The organism is Enterococcus sp. ZJ1622 (assembly GCF_011038845.1).
GTDB lineage: Bacteria > Bacillota > Bacilli > Lactobacillales > Enterococcaceae > Enterococcus_B.
Genome location: NZ_JAAKDW010000005.1, coordinates 165,181 through 190,537 on the forward strand (window position 1 = coordinate 165,181; position 25,357 = coordinate 190,537).

Here is a 25,357-nt window from a genome sequence, read left to right on the forward strand (position 1 = left end):
TATGTGATTGATGTCTTAAATACATGTTGAAAATATTAGGAAGAAGGAGCTGTGACAAAAGTCTTGTCGCAGCTCCTTCTTATTTCTTGAAGCTGCCCACTTCTGTCGCAACCTCTTCTTCGATTTCTCGGGTGACCTCGCTTTTCTTACGGTTTCAACCAGTACTCTACATTTTTATGTCTGCAAATTCTCCCTTAGTCAAATCACAGATCGCTTGTGGTGCTAATTCCATCTGCAAACCTCTTCGCCCAGCAGAGATGATGATCTGATCGTATGTTTTTGCTGTCTGATCCAGATAAGTCGGAAATAATTTCTTCATCCCGATTGGCGAGCATCCGCCTCGAATATAACCAGTCGTTGCTTTCAAGTCTTTCAGATGCAGCATTTCGACTTTTTTGTTGCCCGAGACTTTCGCTAGTTTTTTCAGATTCAACTCGTCTTCTCCTGAGATCACGGCTACTAATGGACCAGTGACATTTCCTATTGCAACTAATGTTTTGAAAATACGTGCTTTGCTTTCCGGCAGCTGTTCTGCAACAGATGATGCACTTAGATGGTCTTCATCCCATGCATATTCATGTTCTGTGTAAGGAATCTTTTTTTGCTCCACTAAACGGATCGCATTTGTTTTTACTTGTTTCTTTTTACCCAAACCAATTCACCTCAATTATTGACTATCAGATAACAAATCGAGCATCGTCTTCAGTTCTTTAACTGGAAGCTGCCCGGGAGCAGAAGCTATATCACTAGACAATGAGCCGAATGTCATCACCGAACCAGTTGTCGCACCTGAGATACGGGAAAGTTTGCCCAAATCGCCCATCGAAATCGTCACGAGCGGCATAGAGACAAATGCGTTTGCTCTTCGTGTCAGCTCCATCAGACGCAAGACATCCCGCTCGCTATTGGGGGTGACTGCTACTTTACCGATATCCGCTCCAAAATGTTCCATCATATTCAGCCTGTAAAGCAAGACAGGATCTGCTGGAGTCTCTTTGAAATCATGGCTACTGACGATCAGCGGGATCCTTGATGCTTTGATTTCCTCAATCAGCCCTCGGCCCAAGCTTTCCATTTTGAATAGTTCGATATCCACCATATCGACCAGTTTTCGTTTTGTCACCGATCGATAAAGATCATGATAGCTGCGGATAGAGATATCCTGCTGACCGCCTTCTTCAGCTGTACGAAATGTAAACAAGAGGGGCAAGCCATCTAGCATCTCATGGATAAGCACTAATGTTTCTGAGACCTTCTCGAAAGAAAAAATATCCTGGTAATAATCTGCCCGCCATTCAACCAAGTCTGCTCCTGCTTCTCGCGCTAAGATCGTTTCGCGTAAAAGTGCTTCTCTGGTTGTTCCCGTAATCGGAGCGCAAATCTTTGGTCTCCCCGTACCGATGCGGACATTTTTTACTTGGATCATCTGTCATCGCCCCTTTCTAGTGTCTTTGACTGATCTGATAAATAAATACTTTTAGATAATCCCCTTCTGGAAAGGTATCTGCTGTCTGGAAATCAGCAGGTAATCGATACAAAGCCAGTTGGTCATATCCTGCCCCAGCTGCTTTAAATTCATCTTCGATCATTTTCTGGAATTGATCGATGCTCACATTCGCTGCATTGGTCGAGGCGATCAAGAGTCCATTTGCTTTCAAGATAGCCAAACTGTCCTTTACTAGCTCCCCATAGTTTTTTGCTACGCGAAATACCTTTTTCTTGTTTCTTGCAAAACTTGGAGGATCAAGAACGATCACATCATATGACAGCTGTTTTCTTTGGGCATATTTAAAGTAGTCAAAGACATCCATCACAATGATTTTTTGCTGTTCGGGATCCAAGCCGTTGATCTCAAACTGCTCCTGCGTTTTTTTCAGGCTGCGTTTTGCCAGATCCACGCTTGTCGTTTCCAAAGCGCCACCCATAGCTGCAGCGACAGAAAAAGCACCAGTATAACTGAACATGTTCAAGACCGTTTTCCCTAAAGCTAGCCCTTCTGTTAAAGCGCCCCGCACTTCTTTTTGGTCTAAAAAGATCCCGGTCATCAATCCTTCATTCAAATAAGTGGCGAATTTTACGCCATTTTCTTTTATAATGAGAGGTTCCGGAGCTGTTTCGCCAAAGACGAAACGACTTTCTGGCAATTCGTTAGTATCGAAGCGGATTTTCTCATAAGCGCCTCGTACTTCTGGATATATGGAGCGAAACGCTTCGATCAACAGCTTTCGATAAGCATAAAGAGTGCCGTTGTACCATGAAAACACCGCAAATGTATCATAGTAATCAATAATCAATCCGCCGATCCCATCGCCTTCGCCATTGAATAGACGAAAAGCAGAAGTGGAATCATCTGCGAAATAGGCAGTTCTTTTTTCTTTCGATTTTCTGAAGAGACTCTCAAAAAAACGCTGATCGAAGGGCTCGTTGCTACGACTCAATACCCAGCCGATTCCTTTGTTTTGTTTGCCTAAGTATCCTTTTGCTAAAAAATGGCCTTGCTGATCCGTCAGTTCGACCCATTCAGTCGTTTCTTTCTGAGGCTGAACGAGATCTTCTTCCTGGATCAGCGGATACCCTTTTTTCAATCGGCTTCCTGCTCTTTTTTTGACTTGTACTTTCATCGATTCACCTGCTTTTACTTTCTCATGCCTAAGTATAACAAAAAACTAGCGACTTGTCTTATTGCTCAGCCATTCCCAAAGCTTAAAGAAACATTAATCCAGTAATGTAAACGCCTGATTCTGATTGACACTAAAAACGCAGACTAGTAGAATAGGGAGGAATAAGTAAATTGTGAATATCGGTTTCATGACACTCTTTCGTTTTATAAGAGTGCAGAAAGGAAGATTACTTTGAAACGTATAAAAGCACCCGCCTTCTTGAATAAGAGGCTCGGATTCTTTTCTTTGTTAGCCGTCTTGTTATGGCTAAAAACTATGTTCGCTTATCTAGTGGATTTCAATTTAGGAATCGAAAGCGGCATACAGTATTTTATTTTGTTTATCAATCCGATCGCTACTACTCTCTTATTATTAGGAATCGCACTGTATATAAGACGTCCTCGTGCTTCTTATATCACGATGATGGTCATCTATTTTCTGCTGACCTTGCTGGTTTTCTCTAATGTCACTTATTATCGCGAGTTTACAGACTTCATTACGATCAATACGATCTTAGGTGCTGGGAAAGTGGCAAGCGGTCTTGGAGAAAGTGCTATCCGGCTATTCCGGCCTTATGATGTCCTTTACTGGATCGATTTTATCGTCCTGACAGTATTACTGATCACGAAAAAAATCAAAATGGACCCTCGTCCGATCCGGGCACGGATGGCTTTTGCTATCTCGACATTGGCTGTGATGATCTTTTCGGGAAATCTTTTCTTAGCAGAAGCTGACCGTCCAGAGTTATTGACTCGTACATTTTCTCGTGATTATCTAGTGAAATATCTAGGATTGAACGCATTCATGGTATACGATGGCGTACAGACTTATCAGACGAACCAAGTACGGGCAGAAGCAAGTCCGAATGACATGAAAGAAGTAGAAAACTACGTAAAAGAACATTACGCGGCTCCGAATGACGAGCTATTCGGTATGGCTAAAGGAAAAAATGTGATCTACATCCATTTGGAAAGCTTCCAGCAATTTTTGATCGACTATAAGCTAACCGATGAAAATGGCGTACAGCATGAAGTGACACCATTCCTCAACAGTTTGTATCACAGCAATAGCACGTTTAGTTTCGACAACTTTTTCCATCAGGTAAAAGCTGGTAAAACAAGTGATGCAGAAACATTGATGGAAAATTCCTTGTTCGGTCTGAATCAGGGTTCCCTGTTCACACAATTGGGCGGAAAAAATACGTTCCAGGCAGCGCCCGATATCTTAGATCAGACGCAAGGCTACACTAGTGCAGTGTTCCACGGAAATGCCGGGACATTCTGGAATCGTAACGAGACCTACAAGAACCTTGGCTATGAATATTTCTTTGATTCTTCATATTATGATGTCAATGATGATAATTCATTCCAGTACGGATTGCACGACAAACCATTTTTCCAACAATCCGTCCAATACCTGGAACATCTGCAACAGCCGTTTTATTCGAAATTCATTGCTGTTTCCAATCACTATCCTTACTCTAAATTCACGAATGACGAAGCAGGATTCCCATTGGCAACAACAAATGATGAAACGATCAATGGCTACTTTGCAACAGCAAACTATCTAGATACAGCTGTCCAAGAATTCTTTAGTTACTTGAAGGAAAGCGGATTGTACGACAACTCCGTGATCGTCCTTTATGGTGACCATTACGGTATCTCGAATTCACGGAATAAATCTCTAGCAGAATTGCTAGGCAAAACAAGTTCCGATTGGACAAATTATGACAATGCTCAATTACAGCGCGTGCCTTATATGATTCATATTCCTGGACAAACAAAAGGCGGAATCAACCATACGTATGGCGGACAAGTTGATGCGTTGCCTACGTTGCTTCATCTATTAGGTGTAGATACAAAAGATTATATCCAACTAGGACAAGACTTGTTCTCCAAAGAACATGAACAGCTAGTCACCTTCCGAGATGGTGATTTCGTGACACCGAAATATACGTACTACGGTGGCACGGTTTACGACAATTCAACTGGTGAACCAATCACTGAACCTACAGAACAAGTTCAAACTGAGATCGACGCATTGAAAGAAAAAGCTGGGAAACAATTAGCTGTTTCTGATCAGATCAATAATGGCGATTTGCTTCGTTTCTATACGAATAGTGGTCTTGATCCGATCGATTCAAGTGATTTTGATTATAAGAACGGCTTAGATAAACTCAAGAAAATCGAAAAATCACTTGGCGACAAGTCAACTAGTGTCTTCAGTAAAAACAATAACCAATCGACAACTGATCTGTATCAGACAAAAACGTATCAGGAATTACATGGTACAACAACTTCAGACAGCGATCAGTAGAAAAAACTTATAAAACCGAGGCTGGGATGCACATCCTAGCCTCGTTCTCTTTTTTATGAGGGATTCGCGATTTCACTAAGAGAATTTCATACTTTATTCATATTCGTTTTTTATAATTGAATAGAGGTGAAAAGTATGAAAGTAATCCGCTACGCTACGATGCGTTTATTTTATTATAAAAAACAAACGACTATTTACTGCTTATTTTCAGGCTTTTCTGCTTTTTTACTGATGCTTGGTTTCAATCTCTATAATTTACAATCCGCGATCTATAAACAAATACAAGAACGCCTCGCTTTTTTTGGTTCTTCCGTGACGAAAGAAAGTTTTCCTTCTTTGGAAACAGTCAGTCGATTGTATCTGACTTTAATTGGTAGCTTACTACTCTTGTTTGGGTTGTTTTTTCTTCTTTTTTCTTGGCATGCTCTTCGTCAAAACAGACAGGAACTGCTTAATTGGCGATTGAATGGTTTTTCCAGATCCAAGCTATATCTATTTGTTTTCTGGCAATTGCTTCTTCCTTTACTTCTATGTTGCAGTGCATTGCTTTTGTGGAGTATCGTTTTTCAGCGTTTTTATGAAAACTTGCTTCAAACGATCAATCTTTCTCTTTTGAATTTTTTTGAACTGCCAGACGTACATTCCATGGTGACTTCCGTTAAAGGATTATCTATCCCTATGGATCAAGAAACCTTGTTTAAAATCGATTTTCTGAACGATTTTCTTTTGAAAGATACCTTGAAAAGTTTCATCCAGACATTCGCTAGTTTAGGCTCCTTAGCTTTAGTCATCAGTCTGGTTCAATTCATCCTGTGCCATCGCCGATTAAGAAATAGGAGGTTTATTCATCGTGAAATATTCTGACACATCCGCTTTTTTCGATCAATTCACTGTCATTTGGTGTCCATATGAAAAACAGCAGGAGCTTTAAAAAAATTTCAAGGTAGAAGCACTCGCTCATAAGACTCTGGAGATCACGATCATTCAAAAAGACTGGCCGATCTTCCCCTATTTGAATCCTAAAGATCATGTCTTTTTAGATTTGCCTGCAAAAGAGATCCGGCAAAAGTGTGTCATGTATCAAGAAGAATTACGTATCGATCCAACTTTATTGAATCGATCTTCTGAGGAATTGTCCATCTTGGAAAAAATCAAGCTTCAATTGCTTCATACATTGTTAGCAAATCGAAAACACTTAGTCATTGAAGATGTTTTCAGTGAATTGACTGTTCTGGAAATCCAAGAACTTCTTGACCTATTGTATGGTTTAGTGCGTAACCGAGACCGATCGATCCTCTTGTTCACGACAGACGAATCGATTGCCCGCAGTCCGTACGTTGATCATTTGGAAGACGCAAGCTGACAGGAGAGGTTGTGAGCCTGCCGTTTAACTCCTCGGGCACAAGGAACAATTTCAAAAAACAGCTTCTCATGTTTGATGAATATTGTGACTTGTGCCCGAGGAGTTGGTAGGAGAACACCATTTATTCGAAAAAAAGCTGCAACATAACTTTTGTCACAGCTCCACATAATAAAAACACGTAGCCTCTTGGATTGCTTTCCAAAAAGACTACGTGTTTTTATTATGTCACGTTGAGTTATTCTTCTTTTATTTCCACATCTGGTAATCTTACAATAAAGGTCGTTCCCTCTCCAAGCTCGCTTTTTACTTCTAATTTTCCTTTATGCAGACGAACAAGTTGTTGTACGATAGGCAACCCTAAACCAGATTCCCCGTATTTCGTATTTTTTCGTGAAGGATCTACTTTATAGTAACGATCCCAGATACTCTTCATTTGCTGCTCAGACATCCCGATCCCTGTATCTTTGATCGTTACGATCGTTTCGAGATATCCTTTTTCTAACGTGATCGTGATTTGGCCGTTTTCAGTAAATTGGATCGCGTTTTGGATGATATTGACCATGATTTGGACAAACCGATCGTAATCAGCATAGACATCGATCTCCCCTTCTGCTTCCAGTATCAGTTTATCACCTGCAGCTTCAGCTTTTGATTCTAATTGTGCGACGATATTTTTCAAGGTTTCCGTTCCATTAAATTTTTTGATCACCATACTGATCTGGTTCGTTCTGATTTTTTCATAATCCAGATTTTCATTCACTAGACGGATCAAGCGTTCCGTTTCATTTTTCATCAATCTAATGGCATTCTCACGTTGATTTTCCGGGATCGCATTGTATTCCAAGCCTTCAAGCAATCCGTTGATCGTTGTCAGTGGCGTACGCATTTCATGAGAGGCATCTGCCATGAATTGTCTTCTTCGATTTTCCTGCTCTTCGATCTCTGCCTGCGATTCCTTCAATGAATTCGTCATTTTGTTGAAATCATCCGCCAATTCATCGAACTCATCTTTATCGTGGACAGGCAACTGCACATCAAAATTCCCATTGGTCACCTCTTTGGTTGCGTTTCGAAGTCGATTGATCCGTTTGACTTGAAAGGCAGCAAATGCATAACTTGCAATGACAGCGATGATACTGGAAAAAATGAATCCCTTAAATAGATTCAAGGTCACAGACCGCACGCTATTGTCGATATTCCGCGCTGGCTGACTAACTACTAGACCACCATAGAATTCGTGATTCAAATTGAATGGGACTAGGGCATAGGAAGTCGCTTGTTCCTGTCCTAAGATATTTTTATTTGAAGTGAACTTTTCTTGGCGTCCACTACGCAAATTCTTCCACTGTTCCGACGTGATACTGAAATTCAAAAGGGCCGCATCTGTGGGATAGATCACTCGCTCATTCTTATCGATAAAAATAAAATTGACGTTTTGTTCAGTCAGTACTTGTTCGGTAAGCAGCAACGCATTTTGAAATGCCTGATCCTGATTGATCTGCGGGAATGTATTCGTATAAGTCTGCGTGGTTTTTTCCACCGATTCCGCGTAACCGAAAAGCTGCTGATAGTTGTTTTCTTCAATCGTCTGCTTCGTCAGCTGTGTAAATGACACGCCTACGATCAAGATGATCATCACGATCAGTCCGCAAAAAGCAAGCAGCTGTTGATATAAATAGCGCATCAGGCAACACCAGAATCATCAAATTTATAGCCTACGCCCCAAACCGTTTGGATCACTTGCGGTCCGACCTTTTCGATTTTTTGACGCAATTTCTTTATATGGGCGTCTACGGTTCGTTCATCGCCAAAGTACTGATAGTCCCAAACCAGCTCAAGCAATTGCTCTCTCGAGAATACTTGTCTCGGTTTTTTTGCCAAGGTAAACAGCAAATCAAATTCTTTAGGCGTCAGGCCTTCGATCGGACGATTATCCAGATAAGCTTCCCGTGTTTTCGTATTCATCTTGAAATGGTCCGTTTGAATATCAAAGTGGTCATCTGACCCAGCAGCTTCTTCTCTAGCTTCTGCCAGTTCGCTGCGGCGATGCAATGCTTTCATTCGTGCAATCAGTGTCAGCGGACTGAAAGGCTTAGTCACATAGTCATCCGCTCCCATTTCTAATCCGATCACTTGGTCACTTTCAGAATCCCGCGCTGTCAGCATGATAATAGGTACTGTACTCGACACTTTTCGTATCTCGCGCCCCACGACCATACCGTCCATTGTCGGCAAGTTCAAATCTAAAGTGACCATATCCCAATGCTGCGGTTTTTCTAAAAAAGCATCTAGTCCTTCTTTCCCATCATATTTGAAGGTTGCTTCCCAGCCTTCATTCAGGAAAAACATCTGCATCATTTCAGATACAGACTGATTATCTTCAATCATTAAAATATTCATCATCGTGTCCTCCAGTTTCCCGGTCAAATTTTTGTAGTTTTCGTTCTGTTAAAATAAAAATCGGCATTATTGGAAACACAAGCAAAAGCATCTCTATCAAAAAATAATTTGTGTGTTCCGTCATCCTCAGCCAATAGCCGATCAGTGCCATCAATGCACCCATGAGCAAAAAATAAAGACCGCTTGTTCTTTGTGCTAAGCGCCAATGTGCGTCTGACTTTGCTGCAAGAGGCGAACGGTATCCGTAAAAAGGCAGATTGCCTTTAGAGGGAAACACGAGAAATAACAAGCCTATCAAGAGCAGCAGTATTCCAATAGTCAAAAAAATCATTTGTTTCCTCCTAAGATTCTCTCCTTCTAGTATACTCTAAATTTTTCACTGAACCAATATCTTCAGGAATTCTTCACGAAAGGTTTGTCTTTTATTCAATCTTTGTTAAGATAGATTTATGCTAATAAAAAAGGAGTTTTTTTTGTGTCAAATTATCGCGCAATCACATTTTTCGATCTTGACGGGACACTATTAGATGGTCAGTCAAAAATCACAACTGAAATTGCCGCAGCGATGCACCGATTAAAGGAAAACAATGTCCTTCCTGTCATCGCCACCGGACGAACAGAAGCAGAAATCCACCCGATCATGGCTGATGCTGGGATCACTTCAGCAGTCACGATGAATGGTTCTTATATTCGTGTGAATGGAGATGAACTCTTTTCACAGCAGTTCTCTGCAGAAGAATGCCAGAAAATGTATGAACATGTCAAAAATCAGGGACATGAACTTTCTTACTATAATCCAAAAAATATCTGGTGTACCGGGCACAGTGAAACAATGGTTGCGGCTTACGATTATATCCATTCGGAAGTGCCTGAGATCAATCCATTGGCTTTTCAAACCAATCCGATCAATATGCTCCTGATTTTATCGCAGTCTGGAGATGATTATTATCATGAAATTTTTCCAGATTTCACTTTCTACCGTAACGGTCCTTACTCGATCGATACGGTCAAAAAAGGGATCTCCAAAGGATTTGGTGTACAACGTCTGAAAAAAGAATTGAATCTTGAACACGTTCCGACTTTCGGCTTCGGTGATGGGCCGAATGACTTCGCACTGCTTGAGGCTTGTGATAATAAAATAGCGATGGGCAATGCCTATGATGGATTGAAGGAACTAGCTACATTTATCACTAAAAAAAATACTCAAGGCGGAATCGTCCATGCCTTGAAGCATTTTGATCTCATCTAAAAAAACTTGTCATTTGGGCTCTTTCTCAAAAAATGCTTATTTTTTATTAAGAAAGAGTCTGAAAATGACGTAAAACAAAGGGAACAAGAAGTTTTTATTGAAAAAGACGGAAGATATGTTATACTAATCATGTGTAAAAATTACTCGTAACCCTTGTTAGCTAACGGGGACGTTACGGATTCGACAGGCACAGTTCGAGCTTGAATTGCGTTTCGTAGGTTACGTCTACGTTAAAACGTTACAGTTAAATATAACTGCTAAAAACGAAAACAACTCTTACGCTTTAGCTGCCTAAAAACAGTTAGCGTAGATCCTCTCGGCGTCGCCCATGCGCTCGAGCAAGGGTCCTAACTTTAGTGGGATACGCTGGATTTTTCCGTCTGTAAAATCCAGAAGAGCTCATCAGACTAGCGATACAGAATGCCTGTCACTCGGCAAGCTGTAAAGCGAAACCTCAAATGAGTTGACTATGAACGTAGATTTTTAAGTGGCGATGTGTTTGGACGCGGGTTCGACTCCCGCCGTCTCCATTGATGTCTTATTGAGACAAACAGATATGTAAGAAAAACGTTGTTCATTCAACGTTTTTTTATTTTGGTCAACTTCCCTTCTGATCAGTAATCGACGGGCACATCCCAGCTATCTGCCACGAGTACTTTTTCCCCGGTAGACACATGATACAGGTGGCCGTTACTGTCGATCAAATATTTCTCAGCTGTACCGTCAGCTGCATAGACTGTTATTTCCAATTCATTGACCTCATTGACTATAGTCTCAAATCGATGGCTCTTCGGATTTGAATTCGGGTCTGCTTGACTCATGTGGTAGGATATCCACTCGATCACTTGTTCTTTGGGCAATTTTTTCGTATCACGTTGCGTTTTATCTCGGTTGACAAGCGTGCTGATTTTCTGATATACGGTCTCTGCCTCTTGATTGGTGGTACCGAGATAAAAGTATCTGCCGAATAAAAATAGCCCGGCAAGAAGAATTAAACTTACAATGACGAAAGGGAAAAACGAATTTTTTCGAGATGTTCTTCTTGTACTCGTCACATGGAACATTTTAGCAGCTTTTCGCTGACGCAAAGCCATCTCCTCTCTTTCAAGAAGTGCTTGCAGTCGGCGTTTCTTTTCTAAGTTGTCCGTCTTGGCGATATCAAGTTTCAAACGATAGATACGGCTTTCTTCCCGCCAATAAGGGTTAGTGTTTTTACTCATTTCCCTTACCTCCTAAACTAAGCTAAAGATTCAAAGTAAACGCTTTATAAATTGCTCATATTATTTATAGTGAATCAATTGAATACAACTTGATCAAAAACAAGCTCTGAAATTATCTTTTTTTGATGACAGATGGAAAAGCCCCATTAAGATAAAATCCAGGTGATTTTTTACCTTGATGGGGTTTTTTGATTGATACATTCAGTAAATCATTTTTATCTATTGATAAGTGCCCGCAGACAATAATTATATATAAAAAAACCGATTAAGAAACTAGTGTATGCTCATATTTTTTATTGTATTCGTAAACATACTCGTTATTTTCTAATTCATATACGTGAGAATATTTTGCGACTACTTTGCCGCATTTTTCCAGTAGTTCGCCATGATCGCATTCTTCATACTCTTCTACGCAGATTACTACGCAGTTTTCTAATTTACTAATGACTTCTCCGATCACCGTTTTTTTCAATCCGATTGGCTGGCATGCGTATTTTTTTCCTAAAATAATAGTTTCGTTGTTCATATCTCATACTCCTTTAATCGTTTTATCATTATTTAAAATGATAATACCATTAAATTTAAATTATGAAAAATGATAACCCTTATAATTTTAAAAAATAAAAAAAGCCATGCTAGCAACCTGAAAAAGCTTTACTAGCCGGCAGATGTCCGCTGTTTATCTTAAGTTAAATTGTATCTTATCTAATGATACAGGAACGATTTAGTTATTCGTCAAAGAAAATTCTGGTATCTTAAGATTAGTTAACAGCATTTCCACATATTTTTCTAAGTATTCTCGGTCGATGGCATCATAGCCATTTGTCACACCGCAGTCAATATCTAACACACCGATCAACTGGTTGTTTTTGATCATCGGCACGACGATTTCTGATTGCGCTGCCGAATCACAGGAAATATAATTTTCATGAGTTTTCACGTCATCTACGATCAACGTGGTTTGTTTTTCTGCAGATTCGCCACAGACCCCTTTTCCCATAGTGATTCGTGTACAAGATACTCTTCCTTGGAAAGGTCCTAAAATCAGTTCGTTTCCATCGAATAAATAATAGCCGGCGAATACTGTTTCCGGCAGTGTATCATTCAATAATGCAGAAGAATTCGCCAAGTTCACCAGCCAATTGTCTTCCGCTTCTAACAAGCCTTTTTGCTGCAGTAATAACAGTTCATAGCTTTCTTTCTTTTGTTTTTCTGTCCACATGATCCAAACCACTCCTTCTATGAAAAAAATTATAGCTTAATTCCCTTCTTATTGCTAGACAATATAAAAAAGAACACTGCGGATTTTCGCAGTGTCCTTTTGTCGAAACGCTAAACAGAATGCTCTGTCCTATTCTCTTACTCTGCTCGCTGGATTTCTTCCGCTAGATCTGCGTAATCGATCGTCTCATTGATGAAGGTCGGATCATCGACTGGAAAATGTTGTAGCAATGAGGAGATTCGACTGATTTCTACATCCCCATGTGCAAGCTCAAAATCCATCACATGTCCGCCGAATACCCGAGTATCATCGATAAAATGAAGATGGAAACCCGCCGCTGCTACTCCTTGGAAGAGTTCAGGCGTGAAGAAGCCAACTAATGTTCCCTCCACGTTTTCTCTGTGGAATTCCGGCTGTGATTCGGAGATTTTTGCTAGTCTTCGATAAGGTTTTTCCTGTTTTGGCATGATACGGATATGCATGTGTTTGAATAAACCAGTGATTTTTACTGCCAAGAATAGATTTTCACCGGCTTCTTTTGCAAGAATCTCTTTTTTCAGCTGTTCATCATTTGCAGTTGAAGTCACAGTGAATCGCTGATCTGCTATAAATTCTGTGATGGCTGCATAAGGAGTGGTTTCTTCACCAGAGAGCTTGACTACTGTTCCGTCTGATTTCCCTTGGTAGGCGTCGCCATCCAAAAAGATCACTTCGCCGTCTAATCCATGCAAGGTTCCTAATCCTAATGTCCCATGTTCAAGGAGATGGGCAACTGTTTCTGTCCCATCCATCAATCCAGCCATCAATGCGCCTAATGTTCCATGCTGATACAATATTCGTTCTGTCATAATGACACTTCCTTAATAAAATTGATCTGGTAAAATTGTTTCTCCCAGTTTCTCATTATCACGGTAATCGATCGGAATATCAATGATTACGGGCCCTTCTGTTGCAAAACCTTCTTCTAATGCTTGTTCTAATTCTTCTACAGTGGTTGCACGAAGCCCTTTTGCTCCAAATGCTTCTGCATATTTCACAAAATCTACTGGACCGAAATCAACACCAGAAGCACGATCATATTTCATTTTTTCTTGGAATTCGACCATATTGTAATGCCCATCATTCCAAATCAAATGAACGATATTCAATTTTTTGCGTACAGCTGTTTCCAGATCTTGTGCTGAGAATAAAAATCCGCCATCTCCTGAAACAGAAACGATTTGTGTATTTGGACGGACCAATGCTGCTGAAATCGCCCATGGAAGTGCGACACCGAGTGTTTGCATCCCATTACTGAATAACAAATGACGAGGTTCGTAACTTCTAAAATGACGAGCCATCCAGATATAGTGGCTTCCTACATCCACTGTTACTGTCATGTCATCAGAGACTTTTGACTGTAAGGTATTGATGACTTCCAGAGGATGCAAGATTCCTTTTTCACCGTTTGTTTGGATAACATCACGTGCCGTTAATTTTTCCTGCATAGAAGCAAGATATTCTTTCGCATCTTCAGAAACCTGTTGAGGTTCTAATGAATCTGTCAATAAATCAAGAGTAGCTGAAATATCGCCGATCAATTCTCTTTCTGGTTGCATGTAAGAATCGATTTCTGCAGGTGTTTCATCGATCACGATGATTCGTGCATCCTGTTCTGCATTCCAGTTTCGGGCTTCATATTCAATCGGATCATAACCAATTGCGATAACCAGATCACTTCGTTTTAAAAGCATGTCCCCTGGCTGATTGCGAAATAGTCCGACTCTACCGAAAAAGTGATCTTCTAATTGACGAGAAATCACTCCAGCTGCTTGGAACGTTTCGACCACTGGAAGAGCTGTTTTTTCAACTAATTGACGAATCGCTGCCGTTTCTTTTTCGCTAGAACCACGCATGCCGACCAACAGCACAGGCAACTTAGCTTCACGGATGCGTTCTGCTAAATAACGGATATCATCTGCTGAAGCTGAACCAAGTTGCGGATCACTCAACGGTTTGATCACTTTGCTTTTTACAGGTGCATCCACCACGTCTTGAGGGATACTGATGAAGCTGGCGCCTTTTTTCGAACTTTTTGCCATGCGATACGCATTAGCGATGACTTCAGAAATCGTTTCAGGATCTTGGACTTCTGCGCTATATTTTGTGATGGGCTGAAAAAGCGCTGCATTATCCATACTTTGGTGCGTCAATTTCAACAAATCGCTTCGTTTGACTTGTCCAGCTATGGCTAAAACAGGGTCTCCTTCTGCTGTTGCAGTCACTAATCCTGTCGCTAGATTACTGGCTCCTGGTCCACTTGTTGCGATCACAACTCCCGGTTCGCCTGTGATACGTCCGATTGCTTGCGCCATAAATGCTGCATTTTGTTCATGTCTCGTAACGATCAGTTCAGGCCCTTGGTCTTCTAATTCATTAAATACGCCATCGATCTTTGCACCCGGAATCCCAAACACATAATCCACGTGATGATTGATCAAGCTCTCTACTACAGATTTAGAACCATGTTTCACTTTCTCTTCCATTGAATATCGTCCCTTTTTATGCTTTATTTTTTTATAAAAACTAGATAACGGCTAAATTACTAATACAGATTTACAACCTGTTACATTCGGTAGTATATCACGTTTTATTTCATTTGTTTAGTCATCTGTTTCAAAAAATGAAAAAAACTAGCGATTTTACAACAAAACCGCTAGCTTTCCATGAAATTTTCATACTCTTCTCAATGAATCGTACTGATTTTTCTCCCAACAAATTTCCTCTGGTTAAAATAAACCAAGCCAAAGATGGCCATCGGTCCGAAAGAGATGCCAAACGGCGGTTTCAAAATGACACAAACGAATAACAATAGGAGCAGCAAAACATTGATCAGACTGACATACCATTTTTTGAATGTATAATACAAAGCGATCCGTAACACGTCTTTTTTCTTCGCTAGCGGATTTCGTACTTGAAAATACCAGCAATTGAGACTTAGCGACAAGCTCATCACCCCAAGAAGGAAAAAGAACGGGCTAAGCCAGCGTCCAAATGGGAAGCGCAGAAAAAACAGACCATCTGCAAACGCCACTATACTTCCCGCCCATCCCATCAGCCAATAAAGATAGCCTCTCCATCCGAATTGTTTGAGTTTTTGTCTATAAACACGTACAGGAGTCATTTCTTTTTCTTTTATGACTTCTTCAAGCAAAGCGACGAGTGCAATCCCGCCTACCCCGACAAAAGATAGCGCCACAGCAAATACAGCCAGATTTCTTTCATCTATAGCTAAAAACAAAGCAGCAACAATAAAAGGTACATTCATGAGCCAAAAGCAGAGGTTACTCACTAAAAAAAGATAGATCCACCCCATCATTTTCATGTAAAGGTTGCGTTCAAACTGCTGTTCCAACTGCCCCTCCTCCTATTCTTTCATCCCTGACGAGGCGATCCCTTCGACGAAATACTTCTGCATCGCTAAAAAGACGATCGCTACCGGCAAGACAGAAACGACTGAAGCAGCCATGATCAACGCATATTCAGCATCAAACAATCCGATAAACATTTTCAGTCCTAGCTGGATCGTTTTATTCTCAGTCGAAGATAAATAGATGAACGGCCCCATATAATCATTCCAAGTATTGACAAAGGTGATGATCGTCAAGCTGGCAAGTGCTGGTTTAGTCAATGGCAAGATGATTTTGCGATAGATCCCCCACTCAGACAGCCCGTCAATCCGCGCACTTTCACAAAGCGAATCTGGAATGCTGCTATAATACTGTTTCAATAAAAACACCCCAAACGCATTGAATGCTTGAAGTAAAACCAGTGACCATAAAGTATCCGTCAGTCCGATTTTTCGCATCATGATAAATTGCGGGATCATATATGATTGCCAAGGGACCGCAATCGTACCGATATAAGCTAAAAACAATACATCTCGCCCTTTGAACCGCAGTTTCGAAAATCCGTATGCCGCAAAACTAGAGGTGAATAACTGGATCAACGTAATCGTGATACTTAAGAATGCTGTATTTTTGAAAAACGTCACTAATGGGATCCTTGACCAGATGACAGAATAATTCTCTGGATGCCACTTTTTTGGTACCCATTGGATCGGGATCGTGAACACTTCATTATTCGCTTTGAATGAAGCGGAAACCATCCAAAAAAAAGGAACCATCGTCATCCCCGCAAAACAAAGGAGCAAAACAAAGATCGTCCATCGACTCAACCGACTAAGTCTGCTTTTTTTGATTTTCACTGTTTTCTTTTCATTATGGATACTTGCTTCCATTGCGCCACCTCCTATGATCTGCGCTTGTTCCAGGAGAACTGGATCACCGTCACACCAAGTACGACAACAAATAAGATAAGCGAGATGGCCGAAGCATAGCCGAAATTGAATTTTTTGAATGCCTCATTATAAATTTGATAAACCAGGACATTCGTTGCTCTTCCCGGACCGCCATCAGTCATCACCTGTACTAGGTCGAATATTTTGAAACAATTGATCACTAGCATGATCGTGACAAAAAAAGTCGTGGGTTTCAATGAAGGCAGTGTCACATTCAAAAACTGCCGCCAGCGATTTGCTCCATCCATCGAAGAAGCTTCATACAATTCTTTCGGGATACTTTGCAATCCTGCAAGATACAAGATCATATAATAACCCATCCCTCGCCAAATACTCACAATCACGATCGCCCACAATGCCCAATCCGAACTTGAAGTCCAGCCGGGCGGATGCTCAATGATGTTTCGTAAAAAAAGATTGATCGGGCCCATCGTTGGATGAAACAACATATTCCATACAACAGCGACAGCAACTAGCGATGTCACATATGGAAAGAAAAAGATCGTACGAAACAGCTTCATACCGCGTATTTTCTGATTGAGCAACAGCGCTAGCCCAAGAGAACAGACCAGCGTCCCCGGCACAACAGCAGCTGTATACAAAATCGTATTTTTCAGCGAAATCCAAAAAGTCTGGTCGCCCATCATTTTCCGAAAATTCTCTAATCCAACAAATTCAGGGGCCGAAAAAGAGTCCCATTTCATAAATGCCAAGATCAATGAAAAAACAACAGGTACCAATGTAAAAACGAAAAAACCGATAAAATTGGGTGCAATGAATGAATAAGCGATCCATGTCCGCTTTCTCTGAAGACGGGCAGATGCTTTGTTATTGATCGTATTTTCCATCTCTTTATACTGTCCGGCCTGACAGTTCTCCTTTCGCTTTTTATTCCGATTCAGCCGCCACGCGTTTTTCCATGTTCGCTGTTCCTTTGTCCGGTGTTTCATCTCCTACTAAGATCAGCTCATGTTCTTCTTGCAGAATCTTGTCGATCGCAGGACCGTTTTTATCAATAGGAAATTCCAATTTGATTTCTTCCGGCTCAAAAGCTTTTTTAGAGATCTCGTCTGTCGGCATTCCTTTCAATTTAAAATAGATGTCGTTGATTTCATCTGTCCGATAAGAAGGCACCACTCCAACTCCTGCTAAAACCTTCGCACCTTCCTCACTTGCAGCAAATTCGATGAATTCTTGTGCTGCTTTTTGTCGTTTTGAGTTTTTATTGACTGCAAAAGCCGTTGGCGAACCGAATGTCGTGATATGTTCTCCTGATTTTTGCTGAGGGATACTCGTGATCCCCCATTCTACTTCAGTGTTCCCCGCCTCTTTATTTGCTAAGATACCAGCCATATACCATGTTCCCATATTCATCATCGCTGCTTTTTGTTCTTCAAATTGTGATTGGTAGGTCACTTTCGTTGATTTCGCTGTTCCAAAATCCATCTGCGAACCGTCTTTTTGCATTCGGAGCGCTCGATCATAGTAATCTGTCATAAAGGAATAATCTGGTTCGATGAGATCTGCATCATTTTGCGCGGCAGCAATCGCCTGGATCGTGGAACGCCAGATATGCTGGTAGGCACCATAGACTTGACCATCATTCTTACTGAGTTTTTTTGCCAGTTCCTCATATTCGTCCCATGTGAGATTTTCCGGATAAGGAAGGCCAGCTTCATCGAACATTTTCTTATTGTAATAAAGGACCCAAAAATCCGTGCGGTACGGAAGTGCATAGGTTTTCCCATCAACCTTATACATTTCATAAGTTGCCGCAGCAGGTTTTGTATCAAGCTCCTTCAATCGCTCTGTCTGATCGACCAGCTGATCACGCAGGGCATAATTCGAATACGAAAGAAGATTCTTCATGGTCAATACATCCGTTGTATCTCCAGAAGAAAGCATAGTGGTCAACTTCGTATCATAATCGTCTGAAGCGATATCGACTGCTTTCACTTTTATTCCCGTTTTTTTCTCGAATGCATCGAATAACGCTTTGAATTCCGGTGTCGTTTCATAATTCCATGTCGAGACTGTCAATTCATCTGCGGAGCCGCTACTTTCTTTCTGACTCCCACATGCAGTGATCACTAGAGAAAGCGCTAAAACTGCTGTACCTGCTAATACTTTTGTCCATTTGCTCATTGTTGATCCCTCCTATTCTTTTTTACCAATAACTAAACCAGCTTTTTGCTACACGGGTGATCGCTTCTGTATAAAAGTAATCGCCCCAAATCATACACTCATCTACTCCTTTTTGACTGTTTTTATCGTAAACGCCATGCAAAAGAAGGCCATTCGATTGAGGACAGTCTTTCGTGGTATATTCTCGCTGCAGATTTTCCAAGATCAGCTGTGCATTTTCTTCATAAAAAATACGTTTGCCATCAGAAAGAGGCAACTGACGAGAAAGTTCAAGCAACCCGCACACAGCGATCGCTGCAGCTGAGCTGTCTTTTTCTTCATGACTCCCCTCTTTGAAAACCAGATCCCAGTAGCAGACTTTATCTTTCGGCAACTGCTGGATAAAATAATCAGCTAATCGTTTGGCCGTATCTAAGAAAGAAGCGTCTCCCGTATATAAATAGCTAAGTGTAAATCCATAGATCCCCCACGCTTGCCCTCTCGCCCAACACGATTCATCGGAATATCCTTGCTGTGTCCGTCCATATCGCGGTTGCCCAGTCTGATGATCAAAATAGTAGGTATGGTAAGTGGTGGCATTGTTTCGAACAATGTATTTTTGGGTTTGTCTGGCATGTGCGTACGCAACTTGCTTATATTTTTCTTCACCTGTTGCTTCTGTGGCAAAATACAAAAGTGGTAGATTCATCAAGCAATCGATAATCATGCGTCCTTTTTGTTTTGGATCGGTCAGATCTCCCCATGCTTGGATAATTTGCGCAGCGGGCAAGTATCTCTCCATCAGCAGATCAGCAGCTTGGATCGCCATTTTTTTGGCTATAGGATTCCCTGTTGTCTTATATGCTGCGACAGCTGACAACTGATACAAAAATCCGATATCATGTGTTTCCAGTTCGATCTTTTTTTCTAACCGATGACGAAATGATGCAAATTGCTGAGCGATCGTCTCATCAAAATCCGTTGTCCCTGACAGCTCTTTTGCCAAATAAAGGAGCCCTATCCAGAAACTTGCTGTCCAGTCTCTGTTTTCTTCTGCCGGATAGACCAGTTGGCAGCTTGCGGCAGCTGGTACAGTTTCTTGGAAGATTTTCTGATTTTCACGCATTTTTTTCTCAATAAAACAGATCTCTTCATCAAGCCACTCGAATTCTGTTTTTTTCACGTCCGTTCTCATTTCTTTCACTCATCCCTCCAATATGACTTTCTTTCTTTGCTGATGCTGTACGATGGTTATTTCTTTGCCTGTTCCATTGATCACAGGATTGTCTATCTTCTCACCCGGAAGAAGTCCGCTGATCACAGCTACTAGAAGATGACTTCCCGGTTCTAGAACAGCCGACGCATAAGGCAAGACAGCAGATGGAAAATACAGACTGGTATTCGGTTCTGTCCGAATGATCCCTGCTTCAGTATAGCCTCGGACCCCTTCAACGATCGTTCGCCCAATCGATGTAGTGACAGACGCCAGACATTGCTCGATCTTTTCTTCCATCGCTCCCACAGGCACACTGAATCCACCTTCATAAGCATAGAGCAGACAATCGTTCCTCACCTCATGAAGTCTTACATGACACTGTTCAAACGGAAGGATCGTGCTTTTGATCCACACATTTCCCCAAGGCTGCCACCAATGGATGATCCGATCCTCCAGTAGCTGGAATTGCTTGTCCAGCCGTTTTGTACGATAGCCTTGCCCATCTTCTGACAAAGCTAAGCAGTTATCGTAGGCACCTTCCTTATAAGAATCGTTGCTTTTCGGCACACTGAAACCAAATTGTGTCGAATATACGAATTTACTGTACTTCGCACTTGCGTGATTTTGATTATCGACATATTGACCGGCTGGAAATGCTAGCAGATGCTGGAGGTTTTGATTGTACTGGTAATAATTCCTGCTTTCTGGCACAGATCGATGCCATTTTTCTATGTTCAAACCAACTGCTTCTGCTTGCCAGTATGGATGGCTTTCTGGAACTGCCAGCAGTAGGAAACTCTTAAATGACCAGTAAGGTGAACCAGGCCCATTGTATCCTTCGGCAAACACCAGATTCTGGTAATGGTATCCCACTGAGAGTAGACCATCTGTCGTGGTGATTTCCTGGCTGATCCAATGCCTTAGATGTCTGTTGATCAATCCTTTTATTTCTCCCCAAGGAAGGGCTTCGACATCCGCAAACACCAATGCACTAAAGAAGGCGATTTGTGAAAATCGATAGGTCAGACTTCGGCCAAATGGCAATCCTCTTCCTTTCGCATCGAACCAGTATTTGAAAGACTGTGCAAACAGGCAGGCACGTCTCTTCATTTTTTCGACACGCACCGGGTCTTCTTTTTCCATATATCGACAGTAAATCAGACTGTAATAATGGATCGCAAAAGATACGTAATAATCGACCTGTGTTTCCTTGCCGTCAAAATACCAGCCGTTTTCCTGATAAAAACTCTCGATGGTTTCCAGATCCGATTCCATGATCTGTTGGGAATAATCCATACCGCAGTTTTTCATCGCTAAATTGACGAGCACTCTGAAGAAATGCCAATTATTCCTCGGCAGCTGTCGATCGTTCGCTTGCAAGAGCCACTGATGCAAGTGTTTTTGTTCTTGTTCGTTGAGTGAATCCCACAGTTTCTCCTTGTTCAGCAATAAAGCGGTGCTGAGAGAGGCCATTTCGACGATCAATTGATCAGAGTCGCTGATCCTCCCCCAGTAATCGGTACTGTTAGGATCTGTCCCCTTTTTGATACCGTCCAGATAACTTCCTAAAAGTACATGATCCTTTTCTGTCAAATAAGGCCCTAATCCCCATAACGGACGAAGATATGCTTCGATTTGCCGGCGTTCTTCTGTATAGACTGTACCGTGCGTCCCCAGTTTCAGCCTTCCTGGTCGTTCAGCATAAAATGGTTCTAAAGGTGACAAAAGATCTAGAAATAGTTTTTCGATGTCTGATTTCGATACACATGGATTGTTTTTTATTTCTCTACGCCATTCGTCCTGTTTTTTATCCAATCGTTTTCTCCTTTTCAATCAATATTCCTTTCAAAAAACCTTGATATTCCCCATATACTCGAATCGCTTCTCCTACTCGAAGCGGGCGATCCTGGTCGTTGAAGATCATGTAGCTGCTTTTTTCTGTTTGTAATAAAAACCGATCTCCTTTTTCTAACACTTGGCTTTTCTGATCGCTTTTAGAAATGATCCCTTCCAGATAAATAATCGTGTGAAATGGGATTTCATCGTTTTGCAGCTGTTCGTCCGTTACAGTTTTTGCACTCATTTTGATTTCTTCTACATATTTTTTACTAAAATCTTCTGTTGTTTCTCTTTCTGCTTTCGTGTTACTACATCCAGACAAAAGTAGTATTATACTTGATATGACAAGTAGCAAGCGATCTTTTTTCATCAACCCCCCTCCTTTGATAGCGCTTCCTTAAGAAGATATTACTTTTTTTACTCAAAAAACGCAATACTTTTTAGTAAAATTTTTTTTATTTTATTTTTTTACTTTGCTTTTTTACCTGAAAGAAATATACTGTAGTTAAGAAAATGAATACATGAGGAGATCACTATGGCTACTATTACGGATATCGCAAAGGCTGCATCCGTTTCTATTTCCACTGTTTCGCGGGTATTGAATTACGATGCCAGCTTATCTGTCACAGAAGAAACAAAACGGAAAATCTTTGAAATAGCAGAAGAATTGAATTATACGAAATATAAACAAAAGAAAAAGCAAAAAAGCCACAAACAAAGCAGCATAGCAAAAAAAGGCCTTTCGATCGGAATCATCCAATGGCGCTTGGACGAAGAGGAACTCGATGATATTTATTATATGTCGATACGTTTAGGCGTGGAGAAACGTGCTGCTGAATTAGGTTACAATGTCGTAAAAATTTCCAAGCTCGATGATCAGTCCCTGTTCTCAGTTGATGGACTACTAGCGATCGGGAAATTCACTTACGAAAAAATAAAAGAACTTTCTTCTTTGCATGAGCATTTTTGTGTGATCGGCAGTAACTTCCCGTTAAACAATTATGATTCTGTCAACACCGATTTTGCTCAAGCAACAGAGCTGGCACTTCACCATTTGTTCGAACTTGGTCACCAGAAGATTGCGTTTATTGGTGCTGAAGAAACAACTAATCTGCACAGCTATCGCAGATATAAGACACCGACAACAAATACCTATATCGATGTCATGAAACAGACGAATTTATATAACGATGATTATTTCATTTTGCAGGAAAATAGCCGTCTGGATGTGCCCACTGGTGAAAAACTTGCTGAACAAGCGTTGAAAAAATGGGGCGACCAGCTGCCGACTGCGATCTTGGCAGCAAATGATGCCTTCGCAATCGGGATTATCCACAAATTGTCGGAAGCTGGGATCAACATCCCAGAAGAGATCAGCGTGATGGGGATCAATGATTTATCGATCTCACGATATGTTTCACCTGCTCTATCAACGGTCCATGTCTTTACTGAGGAAATGGGTGAAATGGGTGTCAACGTCTTAACAGAACGCATGAAAAACCCAGGGATTGCGAAGCGAATCTTGTTGAGCACAGAATTAGTCGTCCGTCAGTCAACAGCAGTTCCTCGTCACCAACCAAGCAAATAGACCAAAAAAACTGCGTCGTTCATTCCTGCGACACAGTTTTTTCGTGTATTTCCAGATCTTTTATTTTATTGCTTCTTCATCCTTTATCCATCAGTTTGAAGTCTATGCTGATTTCGGCTTGCTTGCTTACATGATAGGTTGCTTGTATTTGATAAGCCGTTTGTCGATCGCCATGATGGTCCCTGAAATACCGTTCAATGATCTGTACGTGTTTCAAGCCCTTTTTTTCAAACTGGATTTCACACATTTCTCCACCATCCGTCAATCGTATATTTTCCTGCTGGACCGTTGGCTTGATCCGTGTGATGAAATTTTCAATGATTTCGTTCTTTTTTTGTGTAAATGAGAACTGATCCTGGATACGGACTGATCTGTTCGACTCGTCCACGAAAAAGCAACGATGGAATCGATCAAGCTGCGCGTTTTCGCCATAAGTACCAGTCAAGTCATACCCCGCTTTTCCTGTTTCAGCATCAGCAAACAACGAGCTTGCGGATTGTCCATTAGGTAACTGACACGATCGATTCACGATCGGTAAACTATGCCCAGATGCAGAGGTAACAAAAAAATCATACCGAGATTGTTCATCGAAGTATGCCTTCGTGTATTCTCCCGCCCCTAAATCTGTTAGAAATAATGTAGTGAGATTCCCAAAAACAAAATGTCCGACATCTAAATGATTGTGGCTTTCCAAATTATCCCCCCCTTTTGTAGCAAACATCAGCTGATGGTCGAAAGAATGCACGATCAGCCACTGTGCGTCAGAAAAATAATGGCGGATATTCGTTTGGTCTAGTTTACTATCTGCTGGAACCGTCCACTTCAAATTCCGGTATAAATGAGCAAAGCGATAACAGTGATCAAAATCAAATCTGCTGGCGTGCAAAATCGCATAAGGGACAGAAAAAGCTGTTGCACAAAAGCTCAGCAAGCCGCTTGGCAAGTGTGCATGCGAAAAATCAGAAAACGGCAGATATGAATCATTAAATTGTGCATAATAGGGAAACCGAGCTACTTCTCTTACTTTTTTCTTCTCCAGATAACGGCGGTCACCTGTTTTGTCCGCTAATTTTTTTGCATAATAGATGTAATATCCGAATCCGTATCCCCAGTAACCTACTCCTTCGACACAAGCGCCATCCTCTTTGAACCCACGGAGATAGCTTGACATGGCTTGATCCAGCCGTTCGATCATTTTGACTGAGCGTTCACTAGAAACAGGCAGCATCGATAAACAAGCCATTCCGATACAGCCGCCAATCACTGCACTCCAGTTGTTTTCTTTGTATTCCCATGCCCACTTTTTTTGCTCAAAAGGGAAAAACAGACGCCTCTCGATTTCCATTCTTACTCGTTGTGTAATCTCTGGAAGCAAGTGATCGCCTACTAATTCAGTGATCTCAGCTAATGCCTGTCCTGTTTCTGCGGCAAATAGGTCGATATATCTGCGGTCTTCTTCGGTTAAACCTGTCCTGTTCGGAAGATGGGCAGGAAGCGCCCAAGTATATTCATTGCATATCTCCCAAATGAGCTGTTCCAGCCATTCCTTCGTTTCTTGCTTTTTTTCGTAAACATACGTCAAGGCGACTGCGGCTAGCTGTTTTCTACGGGCAAAATAGGCTGTTTCATATGCGAGGCGATCTCCGTTTATCTGGAATGCCATAAATGACTCGACAGACAAAGGTTCGATCCGCCTTTGTCGCACATATGAATTTCCTGCTGCCAGTATTTCTTTTTTTAGCCTTTCTGTTTCTTTATTCATTATTCACCTGTCCTTCCATCCATTTTGAAAACGTTTTTATTATTTTACCTTATTTTTTA

At 41.2% G+C, this 25,357-nt stretch carries 24 protein-coding genes and 1 other RNA gene; 6 read left to right on the forward strand and 19 right to left on the reverse strand.

The window, feature by feature from the left end; genetic code table 11:
• Positions 1-166: 166 nt before the first annotated feature.
• From ybaK to G7Y42_RS06540, 3 genes are read right to left on the reverse strand one after another with little or no spacing between them, the layout of a single operon-like run.
• A complete protein-coding gene (gene ybaK / locus G7Y42_RS06530) occupies positions 167-652 on the reverse strand; it encodes a Cys-tRNA(Pro) deacylase (RefSeq protein WP_165004634.1) in 486 nt (161 codons plus the stop codon).
• Positions 653-667: 15 nt separating this feature from the next.
• Complete coding sequence (aroD, locus tag G7Y42_RS06535; protein WP_165004631.1) at positions 668-1,426, reverse strand: type I 3-dehydroquinate dehydratase; 759 nt, start codon at positions 1,424-1,426, stop codon at positions 668-670.
• Between the two features lie 16 nt (positions 1,427-1,442).
• On the reverse strand, positions 1,443-2,621 hold the full coding sequence (locus G7Y42_RS06540) for a class I SAM-dependent rRNA methyltransferase (RefSeq protein WP_165004629.1): 1,179 nt from the start codon (positions 2,619-2,621) through the stop codon (positions 1,443-1,445).
• Between the two features lie 231 nt (positions 2,622-2,852).
• Here G7Y42_RS06540 and G7Y42_RS06545 point away from each other — a divergent pair, with 231 nt between their 5' ends.
• The 3 genes from G7Y42_RS06545 (at position 2,853) to G7Y42_RS06555 (ending at position 6,339) form a co-directional block, all read left to right on the forward strand.
• Positions 2,853-4,976, forward strand: a complete 2,124-nt coding sequence (locus G7Y42_RS06545) for an LTA synthase family protein (RefSeq protein WP_165004627.1) — start codon at positions 2,853-2,855, stop codon at positions 4,974-4,976.
• A 135-nt stretch (positions 4,977-5,111) separates the two neighbouring features.
• The gene (locus G7Y42_RS06550; protein WP_165004625.1) at positions 5,112-5,840 is read left to right on the forward strand and encodes a hypothetical protein; all 729 of its coding nucleotides are present in this window, start codon (positions 5,112-5,114) and stop codon (positions 5,838-5,840) included.
• A 148-nt stretch (positions 5,841-5,988) separates the two neighbouring features.
• Positions 5,989-6,339, forward strand: a complete 351-nt coding sequence (locus tag G7Y42_RS06555) for a hypothetical protein (protein WP_241161920.1) — start codon at positions 5,989-5,991, stop codon at positions 6,337-6,339.
• A 235-nt stretch (positions 6,340-6,574) separates the two neighbouring features.
• On the opposite strand, the gene G7Y42_RS06560 is transcribed toward G7Y42_RS06555, so the two are convergent.
• From G7Y42_RS06560 to G7Y42_RS06570, 3 genes are read right to left on the reverse strand one after another with little or no spacing between them, the layout of a single operon-like run.
• Positions 6,575-8,023, reverse strand: coding sequence for a HAMP domain-containing sensor histidine kinase (locus tag G7Y42_RS06560; RefSeq protein ID WP_165004623.1), 1,449 nt, complete (start codon positions 8,021-8,023; stop codon positions 6,575-6,577).
• A complete protein-coding gene (locus tag G7Y42_RS06565) occupies positions 8,023-8,739 on the reverse strand; it encodes a response regulator transcription factor (RefSeq protein ID WP_165004621.1) in 717 nt (238 codons plus the stop codon). The genes G7Y42_RS06560 and G7Y42_RS06565 overlap by 1 nt, the downstream gene beginning before the upstream one ends.
• Positions 8,720-9,070 carry an SdpI family protein gene (locus tag G7Y42_RS06570; protein WP_165004619.1) on the reverse strand — a complete coding sequence of 117 codons (351 nt, stop codon included), beginning with the start codon at positions 9,068-9,070 and terminating at the stop codon, positions 8,720-8,722. The genes G7Y42_RS06565 and G7Y42_RS06570 overlap by 20 nt, the downstream gene beginning before the upstream one ends.
• Before the next feature lie 144 nt (positions 9,071-9,214).
• Here G7Y42_RS06570 and G7Y42_RS06575 point away from each other — a divergent pair, with 144 nt between their 5' ends.
• Both G7Y42_RS06575 and ssrA read left to right on the forward strand, forming a co-directional pair.
• Entirely contained in the window at positions 9,215-9,988 is a 774-nt protein-coding gene (locus G7Y42_RS06575) for a Cof-type HAD-IIB family hydrolase (protein ID WP_165004617.1), read from the forward strand.
• A gap of 165 nt (positions 9,989-10,153) precedes the next feature.
• Positions 10,154-10,521: a transfer-messenger RNA gene (gene ssrA / locus G7Y42_RS06580) on the forward strand.
• An 81-nt stretch (positions 10,522-10,602) separates the two neighbouring features.
• Here ssrA and G7Y42_RS06585 read toward each other — a convergent pair.
• The 12 genes from G7Y42_RS06585 to G7Y42_RS06640 all read right to left on the reverse strand — a co-directional run bounded on the left by G7Y42_RS06585 (position 10,603) and on the right by G7Y42_RS06640 (position 22,318).
• Positions 10,603-11,208, reverse strand: coding sequence for a hypothetical protein (locus tag G7Y42_RS06585; protein WP_165004615.1), 606 nt, complete (start codon positions 11,206-11,208; stop codon positions 10,603-10,605).
• A 265-nt stretch (positions 11,209-11,473) separates the two neighbouring features.
• Positions 11,474-11,734, reverse strand: coding sequence for a hypothetical protein (locus tag G7Y42_RS06590; protein WP_165004613.1), 261 nt, complete (start codon positions 11,732-11,734; stop codon positions 11,474-11,476).
• Between the two features lie 198 nt (positions 11,735-11,932).
• The gene (locus G7Y42_RS06595) at positions 11,933-12,430 is read right to left on the reverse strand and encodes a GAF domain-containing protein (RefSeq protein ID WP_165004611.1); all 498 of its coding nucleotides are present in this window, start codon (positions 12,428-12,430) and stop codon (positions 11,933-11,935) included.
• 137 nt (positions 12,431-12,567) lie between these two features.
• The gene (gene budA / locus G7Y42_RS06600) at positions 12,568-13,278 is read right to left on the reverse strand and encodes an acetolactate decarboxylase (protein ID WP_165004609.1); all 711 of its coding nucleotides are present in this window, start codon (positions 13,276-13,278) and stop codon (positions 12,568-12,570) included.
• A gap of 12 nt (positions 13,279-13,290) precedes the next feature.
• On the reverse strand, positions 13,291-14,955 hold the full coding sequence (gene alsS, locus G7Y42_RS06605; RefSeq protein ID WP_165004607.1) for an acetolactate synthase AlsS: 1,665 nt from the start codon (positions 14,953-14,955) through the stop codon (positions 13,291-13,293).
• A 200-nt stretch (positions 14,956-15,155) separates the two neighbouring features.
• Complete coding sequence (locus G7Y42_RS06610; RefSeq protein ID WP_165004605.1) at positions 15,156-15,824, reverse strand: DUF624 domain-containing protein; 669 nt, start codon at positions 15,822-15,824, stop codon at positions 15,156-15,158.
• Positions 15,825-15,836: 12 nt separating this feature from the next.
• A complete protein-coding gene (locus G7Y42_RS06615; RefSeq protein WP_165004603.1) occupies positions 15,837-16,709 on the reverse strand; it encodes a carbohydrate ABC transporter permease in 873 nt (290 codons plus the stop codon).
• An 11-nt stretch (positions 16,710-16,720) separates the two neighbouring features.
• Positions 16,721-17,617, reverse strand: a complete 897-nt coding sequence (locus G7Y42_RS06620; protein WP_165004601.1) for a sugar ABC transporter permease — start codon at positions 17,615-17,617, stop codon at positions 16,721-16,723.
• A 40-nt stretch (positions 17,618-17,657) separates the two neighbouring features.
• Positions 17,658-18,914, reverse strand: a complete 1,257-nt coding sequence (locus tag G7Y42_RS06625; RefSeq protein ID WP_165004599.1) for a sugar ABC transporter substrate-binding protein — start codon at positions 18,912-18,914, stop codon at positions 17,658-17,660.
• A gap of 22 nt (positions 18,915-18,936) precedes the next feature.
• On the reverse strand, positions 18,937-20,088 hold the full coding sequence (locus G7Y42_RS06630) for a glycoside hydrolase family 88 protein (RefSeq protein ID WP_206215444.1): 1,152 nt from the start codon (positions 20,086-20,088) through the stop codon (positions 18,937-18,939).
• 9 nt (positions 20,089-20,097) lie between these two features.
• A complete protein-coding gene (locus G7Y42_RS06635) occupies positions 20,098-21,924 on the reverse strand; it encodes a DUF2264 domain-containing protein (RefSeq protein WP_165004597.1) in 1,827 nt (608 codons plus the stop codon).
• On the reverse strand, positions 21,917-22,318 hold the full coding sequence (locus G7Y42_RS06640) for a hypothetical protein (RefSeq protein WP_241161921.1): 402 nt from the start codon (positions 22,316-22,318) through the stop codon (positions 21,917-21,919). The genes G7Y42_RS06635 and G7Y42_RS06640 overlap by 8 nt, the downstream gene beginning before the upstream one ends.
• A 165-nt stretch (positions 22,319-22,483) precedes the next feature.
• On the opposite strand from G7Y42_RS06640, the gene G7Y42_RS06645 reads away from it, so the two are divergent.
• On the forward strand, positions 22,484-23,536 hold the full coding sequence (locus G7Y42_RS06645; RefSeq protein ID WP_165004595.1) for a LacI family DNA-binding transcriptional regulator: 1,053 nt from the start codon (positions 22,484-22,486) through the stop codon (positions 23,534-23,536).
• Positions 23,537-23,612: 76 nt separating this feature from the next.
• On the opposite strand, the gene G7Y42_RS06650 is transcribed toward G7Y42_RS06645, so the two are convergent.
• Positions 23,613-25,298 (reverse strand): hypothetical protein, encoded by a 1,686-nt coding sequence (locus G7Y42_RS06650; protein WP_165004593.1) that lies wholly within the window; start codon positions 25,296-25,298, stop codon positions 23,613-23,615.
• Positions 25,299-25,357: the final 59 nt, after the last annotated feature.